The sequence below is a fragment of the Streptomyces sp. NPDC015125 genome, assembly GCF_043080045.1.
Lineage (GTDB): Bacteria > Actinomycetota > Actinomycetes > Streptomycetales > Streptomycetaceae > Streptomyces.
The window spans coordinates 1-7,877 of the sequence record NZ_JBIBVF010000006.1 but is presented as its reverse complement, the minus strand read 5'-3'; the positions used below and the strand labels follow the sequence as shown (position 1 = coordinate 7,877).

The window sequence follows — 7,877 nt, the reverse complement described above, 5'->3', positions numbered from 1 at the left end:
CCCGCCCCGTGGTGGGGGGGGGGGCGGGGGGGGGGGGCGGGGGGGGTGGGGGGGGGGGGGGGCCCCGGGGCCCCCCCGCCGGGGGGGGGGGGGGGGCCCCCCCCCCCCGGGGGGGGCCGCCCCCCCCCGGCCGGGCGGTCGAGTAGCCGCATACCGCCGCCGTTGGGCCGTTTAGACGGTGTCTAGGCCCCATCAAGAATGGTGTGGAAGTCTCCGGTGCTGTACGGGACGTAACACAACGAAAGGCGGTGGGGGCAGTGGTTGACGGTGCCCGGAATCATTCGGTGAGCTCGGTCTCAGTCGATGGTCGCCCGCAATCCGATCCGTCGGCCGTACCTGGCCAGGCAATGCGGAGAAGAAATAGCCTCCGTATCCCGCATGGGCTGTCCATTGAGGCCTGGCGCAGTCTGGGTCAGCAGATCCAGGCGATTTCCAGCTCCTCTTCCTGGTGGCTCGGAGACTGGCTCCTCTACGGTCAGTCCGAATTTCCTAACCGCTATAAGCGCGCCATCACGGAGACGTCGCTCGACTACCAGACACTGCGGAACTACGCATGGGTCGCCCGACGTTTCGAACCCCACGAGCGATACGGCGACTTGAGCTTCCAGCACCATGCCGAGGTCGCCGGGCTGGCCCCGGAGGAGCGCGGCCCGTGGCTGGCGCGGGCGCAGAAGAACGGCTGGTCACGGAACGAACTGCGACGTCAGATGCGGGCGCGGAAGGAAATCGCCGGCAGCGCGCGTGCCACGCAGCTGAAGATGAAGCCCGACGACGGCCAGAGGGAGCGCTGGCAGGCCGCTGCCCTCCGCACGGGCGACGATCTGCTGACCTGGATAACGGCGGTTCTCGACGACGCGGCGACATCTGTGCCCACAGCCAGCGGCTGAGCGGTCCGTATTCCTGGCCGGATCCTCGTGGCACCGGAGAGGAGCGGTGCAACATAGCGGCATGACTGGAGAAGAGGTGCCGCATTTGGCGTTGGCGACTGGCACCGACCGGCCCCATATACGCCCGCCCCGCAACCGTGTCGAACGACGGGCCATTTGGTGGTGGACGATTCGCGTCGTCCTGTCCATGGTCGTCGTCCTCGGCGCACTGGGAATGACGTACGGGCTGTGGCGGGAGTCCCGGCCCTGGGTCGGGCCGGTCTTCGTCGTCATGGCCATCGGCCATCTGGTGACCGGGGCAGTCATGCCGCGATGGCGCTATCACGTCCACCGCTGGGAGAGCACCGACCACGCGGTCTACGAACTCAAGGGCTGGCTGGTGCGGGAGTGGCGGATCGTCCCGATTTCCCGTATTCAGAGCGTCGATGTGGCCCGCGGGCCCGTGCAGCAGTGGCTCGGTCTGGCCACACTCCGGGTGGTCACCGCCTCGATGGAAGGCCACATCAAGATCGTCGGTCTTGATGCCGCTGTCGTGGCGCGCACTGCCGCGGAGCTCACCGCGATCACCCAGGCCACGCCGGGAGACGCGACATGACGGCCCTGGACGCCGTGGAGGGCGACGCCTGCGGGGAGGAGCAGTCCGAGCCCGATGTGCCCTGGGAGCGCCTGAACGGGCGGCTGATCTGGGTCAATCTGGTGCGGCTCCTGCTGTCCCTCCTGCCGACCGGCCTGTCGATGCTCCTCTTCGGCGCCGGACGGCGTATGCCGGAGCTGTGGCCGGCGATGGTCGCGACCGGGTTCGGCGTGTTCATCAGCGTCTCCGACGTCGTGCGGTGGCTGCGTACCCGATACCGGGTCACCGAGGACCTGGTCGAGATCAAAACGGGCCGCATCATGCGCGTCTACCGCCAGATTCCCCGGGAGCGCATCCGCGCGGTCGACCACAAGGCGAAGCTGCGGCACCGGGTCGCGGGACTGCGCGTCGTCCTCATCAGCTCGGGCAGGACCCGGCCCGCGCTCAAACTCGACGCAGTCTCCAAGGAGATGGCCGAGGCGCTGCGCGGCGAGCTGATGCGCGGCAAGGCGGCCGCCGATGCCGAACCGCAGGGCGCCGCGGCCCAGGAGACCCTGATCTCGCAGGTGCGCTGGTTCTGGATCTTCTACAACGTCATCAACATCTGGGGGGTGCTCGTCGGTGGTCTGATGCTGTGGAGCCTGGATTCGCTGCTGGATCTGGTCAACGTCGACCTCATCGGCACGCTGGACCGAGTGATCGGCCGGCTGGCCCCTGAGGGCCCGGGCAACTACCTGCTGTGGGCCGGGGTGGCCGCCGTTCTCGGGACCGGCACACTGACGAGCGGTTTCATCAAGGGAAACTGGAACTTCCGGCTCGTCCGGAGGGCCAAGGAGGACGGCACCGAACTGGTCACCAGACAGGGCCTGCTGTCGACCCGGGAGGTGCACCGCGACGACCGGCGGCTGCGGGGCGTCCACCTCAGCGAGCCGTTGTTCTGGCGTTGGATCCGGCTCACCGAGACGACCGTCATCTCCACCGGGCTCGCCAACTGGTCGCTCTCCAGCGAGCCCGCCAGCTCCATCCTGCCGCGCGGGCCCGTCGGCGAGGCCCGGCGGGTGGCGGCCCTGGTTCTTCCCGGCGACGTCCGGCCTCTGGAGGCACCGTTGCGCCGCCACCCGTCCGCGGCGCTGTACCGGCGGCTGCTGTGGGCGGCCGCGTTCTGTGCCGCGACCACGGGACTGCTGGCCTGGCTGGGAGCGACCCAGGCGGTCCCCGAATGGATCTGGGTGATCCCCCTGTGGGCGTTTCCGGCAACCGCCGTGCTGGCCGCGGTCGCCTTTCGCGCGCTGGGACACACCTACGTCGGCCAGTACCTCGTCATGCGGCACGGCCTGTCGCGGCGGCAGACCGCCGCCCTCCAGCGGGAGGCCGTACTGGGCCTGAAGGTCCGCCAGTCGCTGGTGCAGCGATGGCTGGGCCTGGTGAGCGTGGGCGTGCCGACCGCGGCGGGGCTGCGCTTCTATCAGGCCCCCGATATGGGGGTGGAGCAGTTCATGACGTTCGCCGGCGAATCCGTCCCCGAGCTGATCGCCGAGTTTCTGCAGTCCTCGCGCGACGAGAAAGCAGAAATTAGTGCGCCGCAACGGCTCCCGGACCGTCGACTCGATGGGGAATGATCTCAAGCGGCGCTCTGCCCCCGGGCAAATTCCGATGTGCGCCGCGGGAAAGGCCGTTGCGGCCTTTTCCGGCAGCCCATGAATCGTCGGCGCCGGACATTTTGGAGTACATATAGATGTGGGAGACCAAACTGGCTGACGGTTTTTCTGTGAGTGCGCTCGGCCTAGGCTGCAGTTCGATGTCCTATGGCTACGGATCCGGTCAGCGGGACGACGAAGAATCCACCCGGGTCATACACCGGTCCCTGGAGCTCGGTGTCAATCTCTTCGACACGGCTGATGTGTACGGGCCCTTCACCAATGAGGAACTGCTCGGCCGCGCGCTCGAACACCGCGGACACGAGGCGAACATCGCGACCAAATGCGGGTTGATCGCACAGCCGGACGGCAGATTCGTCCGTGACGGCCGGCCGGAGCATCTGCGCCGGGCCTGCGAGGCGTCGCTGCGGCGGCTGCGGACCGACACCATCGACCTGTACCAGCTGCACCGCGTGGACCCCGCCGTCCCGCTCGCGGAGACCTGGGGCGCCCTCGGTGAACTGGTGACCGAGGGGAAGGTCCGTGCCCTCGGCATCTCCCACGCCACCTGCGAGGAACTCGACCAGATACACGCCATCTTCCCGATCACGACGGTGCAGTACGAGCTGTCGGTCTGGGCGCCGCAGAGCAAACGGGACATCCTACCGTGGTGCCGGCGCAACGGTGTCGGGTTCCTCGCCTTCGCCCCCATCGGACGAGGCTTCCTCACGGGCAAGGTTTCCCACGAGCGGCTGCACACGGGCGACTCCCGGGTCCGCGACCCGCGGTTCCGGGCGGAGGCCATGCGCTCCAATGTGGTCATCCTCGACGGTCTGCGCGAGGTCGCCGCCCGCCACGACGGCGCCACGGCGTCCCAGGTGGCCATCGCCTGGGTGCTTGCGCAGGGCCCGGGTGTCGTCCCGATCCCCGGTACCCGGCATCTGCGCTGGCTGGAGGAGAACGTGGCCGCGGCGGAATTGCGGCTCACGGACGCCGACCTGCACCGGCTGGACGGCCTGCCGGCGACGGTGGGGGAGATGTGCTGGGACAGCGTCCGGGCGGAATACCCGAGTCGTACGGACATACGGGAAGCGACGGGCGTGCGCGAGAGCGCCGACGTGGCGGAAGAGACGGCGGGCGGCGCCTGAACGTTGCCCCGTAAGGCTCACCCCACAGACCGATTGGACGACTACCGTGCTCTTTCCGCACATCACGTCCCGCCGCCTTGCATTCCGCCCGGCATCCACCCGGCATCACTCTGAGCTCATCCGTACAATGCTGCGGACCGGAATAGAAAACGTCAGCCCCACCGCCCGGTCGAAGAACCGTGACCTGGCCAAGTGCGATGCCGCTTTTCTCGTCACCCGGCGCAGCAGCGGAGACCTGCTGGGATTCAGTACGTTGCATGGTCTCGACCCCGCCGGACATGTCAGCGCCGGTGTGTATCTGGACCCCCATCGCGCCCGGCTCGGTGTGGGATCCGAGGCGATCTATCTGACGATCAACTATGCCTTCGCAATGTTCGATGTCGATAAGGTGATTGCCCAGACCACCGAGGCCACATTCGGCAGTGTCGGACTGAATTCCGAGAAAAGCGCGGCCACGCGAGTGCTCCGCGACTATCTCTACTTCCGCGGGCGGCACTGGGACCTGCACACGTTCCAGACCGAACGCAGCGAGTGGGAACGGCATGTCGACGACGCCCTCGGTGACGTACTCGGGCCGCAGCTGAGCTGGCGCGCGGACCCGAACCTGCCGCGGGCGACATGCCCGCCCGCCACGAACCACCACGGGATTTGAGGAGAACCAGTGCCAGGTCAGGGAACCGGACAACTCATCACCGTCCTCGGTGCCTCGGGCCTGCTGGGCACGGCCATCAGCAGGGAGCTCGCGAGCCGGCCGGTCCGTCTCCGGCTCGTCGGCCGACGTCCGGTGGCGGTCCCGCCGCGGCCCGCCGCGTCGATCGAGGAGCGCCGGGCGGACCTCATCGAGCCCGGCTCGGTCGCCGAGGCGATCGCGGGATCCGATGTGGTGATCCACCTCGTCGCGCACATCTCCGGCTCGGGCACCTGGCGGGTCTCCGACGGCGACACCCTGGCGGAGCGCGTCAACCTCGGCCTGGTGCACGATGTCATCGACGCGATCCGCATCCAGCGCCCGGCCCGGCGGCCGGCCCTGCTCTTCGCCGGTTCACTCTCCCAGTCCGCCAGGGTGCCGGCCGCCCTGGCCGCGAGCGGTACCCAGCCCCACGAGCTGCTGACCGCTTACGACCGGCACAAACTGGCCGCGGAACAGGCGATCGCCGACGCCACCGCCGAGGGACTGGTCCGCGGCAGCACCCTGCGTCTGCCCACCCTCTACAGCCTGGGCACGGATCCGGTCGACCTCGACCGGGGCGTGGTGGCGACCATGACGCGGCGAGCCGTCGAGGGGGAGCCGCTCACGATGTGGCACGGCGGCACGGCCAAGCGCGACCTGCTCGGCATCGACGACGCGGCCCGGGCCTTCACCGCGGCCCTCGACGCGCTGGACGCGGTCGCCGGGCGGGCGTGGGAGATCGGTACGGGTGAACAGACCAGTGTCGCGGAGCTGTTCGCGGCCATCGCCCGGACGGTATCCCGGCAGACGGGCCGGCTGCCCGTTCCCGTGGTGGACAGCACGCCTGCCCAGCACGCCATGCCCACGGACCAACTCGACTTCGTACTGCGGTCGCCGGAGTTCCGGAACGTCACCGGCTGGGCGCCCCGCGTGCCGCTCCACGAGGGGCTGGAACGGATCGCCGCCGCCGTCGCCCGGCAGCACCGCGCCGTCACCGCCTGAATGCAACTCATAGGGACACGATGCGAATACTGTTCACCACCACCCCGGACAAGAGTCTCTTCCAGCAGCTGGTGCCGCTGGCGTGGGCATTGCGCACGGCGGGGCACGAAGTCCGCGTCGCGGCCCCGCCGAAGTTCGCCGAGGTCATCACCCAGGCCGGGCTCACCGCCGTCCCCGTGGGCACCGACCGCCCCATCTGGCGTCTGCCGCAGCTGAATCCGGAGCGGATGGAGGCGGAGCGCAAGGGCCTGCCCGCCCCGTACAGCGCCGCCGAACAGGCATCGCAGGACATCGACTGGCAGACGATGGAGGCGGGTTACGCACACGTCGTCCGCCACTGGCACAAGACCGACAACTTTCCGATGACCGCCGACCTGGTGGAGTTCGCCCGGCACTGGCAGCCGGACCTGGTCATCTGGGAACCGCTCACCTACGCCGGCGCGATCGCGGCCAAGGCCACCGGCGCCGCCCACGCCCGCCTGCTGTGGAGCATCGACGTCCTCGGGCTGACCCGCAGCCGCTTCCTGCACCTCAAAGCACAGCAGCCGCCCGAAGAGCAGAGCGATCCGCTCGCCGACTGGCTGGGCGGCTATGCCCGCAAGTACGGCGGTGAGTACACCGAGGATCTGGCCACCGGCCACTTCAGCATCGACCAGTTCCCGCCCTCGATGCGGATGACGGCGGATGTGCGGTATGTGCCCATGCGGTATGTGCCCTACGGCGGCCCCGCGGTCGTCCCCGCGTGGCTGTGGAAGCAGCCGGAGAAGCCCCGGGTCGCCCTGACCTTGGGCATCGCGGCCACCAATCGCTTCGCGGGCTACATCGCCGATGTAGGGGACATCCTCGATTCCCTGGCCGATCTCGACATCGAGGTCGTCGCCACCATCGCCGAGGACGAGCAGCGCAAGCTGCCGCGGATTCCCGACAACGTCCGGGTCGTGTCGTATGTACCGCTGCACGCCCTCCTGCCCACCTGCAGCGCGGTGATCAACCACGCGGGCCCCGGCACCTTCCTGACCACGACCCTCAACCCCATTCCCCAGGTCGCCGTGCCGTGGGACTTCGACGAACCGGAACTGGCCCGGCGCGCGGCCGCGCAGGGCGCCGTGCTGCCCGTCCGCGCCGACCGGGCCACCGGCCCGCTGGTACGGGAGAGCCTGCTGCGGGTCCTGCGCGAACCGGCCTTCAGACAGGCGGCCACGGACCTGAACGACCAGTTTCTGGCCCTGCCGACGCCCAACGAGCTGGTGCCCCGGCTCGTCGAGCTCACCGCCGAGTTCCGCTCCTCCGACCGCCGACCCCAGTGAGGCCACCCATGCGTGTGCTGTTCGCGGCCAACCCGCACAAGAGCATCTTCCAGTACATGGTGCCGCTGGCCTGGGCGCTGCGTACCGCGGGGCACGAGGTCCGCTTCGCCAGCCAGCCCTCGTTCGCCCCCACCATCACCCAGGCCGGGCTGACCGCCGTCCCCGTCGGACGTGACCACGCCAAGCTGTGGGAGGCACGCGCGACCCGGAACGGGTTCGACCAGGGCCGGGCCGGTATCGAGGAGCCCTACGACGCGTTCACCGAACCGGAGAAGGACACCTGGGACTATCTGGCCACCGGTATGGCGCACGCGGTCGCCGACCGGCACCGCCAGGCGGCCTTCCCGATGATCGCCGAGCTGGTGGACTTCGCGCTGCACTGGAAGCCGGACCTGGTGGTCTGGGATCCGCTGACCCTTGCCGCTCCGATCGCGGCCAAGGCCGTCGGTGCCGCGCACGCCCGCCTGCTCTTCGGCATCGACATCCATGGCGGTGTCCGCCGGCAGTTCCTGTGTCTCAAGGCGCAGCAGCCCGAGGGGCAGCGGTCGGATCCTCTCGCGCAGTGGCTGGGCGGCTATGCCCGTAAGTACGGCGGTGAGTTCACCGAGGACATGGTCACCGGTCACTTCACCATCGATCAGTTCCCCGGCAG

7 protein-coding genes and 1 pseudogene are annotated in these 7,877 nt (G+C 69.3%); all 8 read left to right on the top strand.

Features of this window, described 5'->3' with window-relative positions; genetic code table 11:
- Positions 1-284: 284 nt before the first annotated feature.
- Positions 285-887, top strand: a complete 603-nt coding sequence (locus ACF088_RS15935; RefSeq protein WP_392376369.1) for an LmbU family transcriptional regulator — start codon at positions 285-287, stop codon at positions 885-887.
- 61 nt (positions 888-948) lie between these two features.
- A complete protein-coding gene (locus ACF088_RS15930) occupies positions 949-1,482 on the top strand; it encodes a PH domain-containing protein (RefSeq protein ID WP_392376368.1) in 534 nt (177 codons plus the stop codon).
- Positions 1,479-3,080: a PH domain-containing protein gene (locus ACF088_RS15925; RefSeq protein WP_392376367.1), complete on the top strand. Its 1,602-nt coding sequence runs from the start codon at positions 1,479-1,481 to the stop codon at positions 3,078-3,080. Before ACF088_RS15930 ends, ACF088_RS15925 begins: the two co-directional genes overlap by 4 nt.
- Before the next feature lie 116 nt (positions 3,081-3,196).
- Positions 3,197-4,246: an aldo/keto reductase gene (locus ACF088_RS15920; protein WP_392376366.1), complete on the top strand. Its 1,050-nt coding sequence runs from the start codon at positions 3,197-3,199 to the stop codon at positions 4,244-4,246.
- A 127-nt stretch (positions 4,247-4,373) separates the two neighbouring features.
- On the top strand, positions 4,374-4,898 hold the full coding sequence (locus tag ACF088_RS15915) for a GNAT family N-acetyltransferase (protein ID WP_392376365.1): 525 nt from the start codon (positions 4,374-4,376) through the stop codon (positions 4,896-4,898).
- Positions 4,899-4,907: 9 nt separating this feature from the next.
- Positions 4,908-5,918, top strand: coding sequence for an NAD-dependent epimerase/dehydratase family protein (locus ACF088_RS15910; RefSeq protein ID WP_392376364.1), 1,011 nt, complete (start codon positions 4,908-4,910; stop codon positions 5,916-5,918).
- Between the two features lie 20 nt (positions 5,919-5,938).
- Positions 5,939-7,225: an activator-dependent family glycosyltransferase gene (locus tag ACF088_RS15905; protein WP_392376363.1), complete on the top strand. Its 1,287-nt coding sequence runs from the start codon at positions 5,939-5,941 to the stop codon at positions 7,223-7,225.
- Between the two features lie 8 nt (positions 7,226-7,233).
- Positions 7,234-7,877, top strand: a pseudogene (locus ACF088_RS15900) (glycosyl transferase family 28); the annotation flags it as partial.